General features: G+C 76.1%; 1 protein-coding gene and 1 pseudogene. Both read right to left on the bottom strand.

What is annotated here, in order from left to right:
* Window positions 1-1,202, bottom strand: a 1,202-nt coding sequence (locus IJH84_RS12225; protein WP_295144218.1) for a hypothetical protein, incomplete at its 3' end; no start/stop codon positions are given.
* 99 nt (window positions 1,203-1,301) lie between these two features.
* Window positions 1,302-2,022: pseudogene (locus tag IJH84_RS12220) on the bottom strand (hypothetical protein); the annotation flags it as partial.

Raw genomic sequence — 2,022 nt, 5'->3', positions numbered from 1 at the left:
GGCAGCGCCAGCTCGCCCGGCGCCGCACGCGGCATCGGGAACGGGTTGCGGGCCACCACGTCCCGTTCCGCCAGTACTGCGTCGAGCGCGTCGAGCGGTTTGACCTGCACCGGCAGCTTCAGCGGGTCGCTGGTGAAGCGGGCGGCCAGCAGCGGCGTGGTCGGCAGGTCGCCGGTCCGCATCGCTCGATCGAACGCAGCGCCCACCCGCTCGGGAGCGGGCGCGGAGACGCGGTCGGCGCCGAAGGCGTTGAGCTCGCCCAGCGGCGGCAGCGGTGCCTGCACACCGGGCCGCTCCGCCGCGCGCGGCTCGGCCACCAACGGGTGCTGAAGAGCCGGCGCCTCGTTCGCGGCGACCAGGTACTCGCCCGGCAGTTGCGACGACACGGAGTCCCGCTGGCCGATCGCGTGCGCGGGCTCGTCCAGCGCCACCGCGAGCAGCGACGGCGGCAGCGTGTGCAGCCGGTACTCCGGGGCTGCGAGCACGCCGGAAGTGAGGTCGACCGACTCGGCGTCGAGCAGCGCGGCCGTGGGCGGCGCCTGGCGATGAACCTCCTGCCGCTGGGACTGCTGCCACAGCGACACCAGCCCCTCGCCCGCCGGAGCCGCGGCGCGCGGTTGCTCGCGAACCACCTCGCCGATCGCTCCCGCCCAGCTCAGCGACCGGTGGAACCCCTCAGCCGGAGTGCGCAGCGCGTGCCGGGAGGGCGCGGCACCGGGCTCCATGCTGTGCCTGCCCGCGCTCGGCGCCGGGCGCGCGGTGGCCGGGTCGGCCACCCAGCCCGCGAGTTCCATCCGCGGCACCCGCGACGCGAGCCAGCCCTGCTCGCTCAGCGCGGGGATCTCCCGCGTGGGCGCGTCTTCGACGGCAGGAAGCAGGTCCCGCACCGGGTCGATCCGGCCGGTGAGCACCAGCGCCCGGTAGCGCCCGTCTCCACCGGAACGCAGGTGCGCGGGGAACAGCTCGCCGTCCATCCGCACGGCTGCGTCGCGCGCGGGGAATATCGGCTGGGTGTCCTCCGCGCTGTGCAGCGGCCGGTGCTGGTCCGCGCTCGACGCGCGATGCGCGCCGTTGCCTGCGGGGAAGTCGCCGGAATGCCGCGCGGCGTTCGCGTCTTCGGTGGCGGCCATGGTCGTTCCCACGGCCAGCACACCGCCGGTCACCAGCGCGGCGCGGACGCCTCGCTTCGCCCAGGTCTGCATGGGGTCTCCTTCGGATGTGTCCCGCGCGGGCGGGGAAGAGCAGTGGTTCGGGGGAGCGCCGCATCGGATCTCCGGGGCGCGTCGCGGTTGATCGCCGACCTAGTCGGGCGTGGTGCCGGGTGCCGAGCCTTCGGCGCCGAGCAGGGCGCGCGCGGCCGGATGTTCGACGCGTTGCGCGGCCGTGGGCAGCGGTGTGGACGACGGCGGTTGCCCGGTGATGCCGAGTCCGCCGCCGTGGCCGAGTCCGTCGGCCGGGCAACCACATCCGGCGGCGGGCGGCGCGGGCAGCAGACCCGGGTGGCGCGGTGACCAGGGCAGTGGCGGCGCGGGACTGTCCGGGCTCTCGCTTGTGATCACGGCGCCGCCGTCGGCTGCCGGCTCGGGCGCGGTGCGCGGTTCGTCGAGGTGGTGCGGAAGCGGTGCCGCAGCGGAGGGCGGAGGTCGCGCGGCGAGCGGCGCGGGCGGCGCCTCCGGTGTCCACGCTGGCGGTTCGGGTTCGGCCGCGGGCGGGGCGGGCTCCGTCGGGGCCGGATCGCCGGAGTGCCCGTCGCTCAGCGGGTCCAGCAGCGAGTGCGCACCGGGCACCAGGTCCGCGGCCGACTCGGCCGTGCCGACGAGGCGCTGCGGGTCCAGGTCGTGCAGCGCGAACTCGCCGGCTTCCGCGGAGTCCGGCTCGGGCTGCGGCGCGGGCACGAGCCCGCGAGCGGTGTCGGTAGCTAAGGACAGCAGCGAGGGCGCGGAATCGTCCGCCGCGGGCCGGGAATCCGCGGGCCGGGAATCCGCGGCCTGAGACAGCGAAAGGCTGTCGATGACGTAGACT

Origin of the sequence: Saccharopolyspora sp. (assembly GCF_017434145.1) — a bacterium.
In the GTDB taxonomy this organism is placed as follows: Bacteria; Actinomycetota; Actinomycetes; order Mycobacteriales; family Pseudonocardiaceae; genus Saccharopolyspora_C; species Saccharopolyspora_C galaxeae.
Note: the sequence above shows the minus strand (reverse complement) of the source record. Positions and strands in the feature narration are given on the sequence as shown.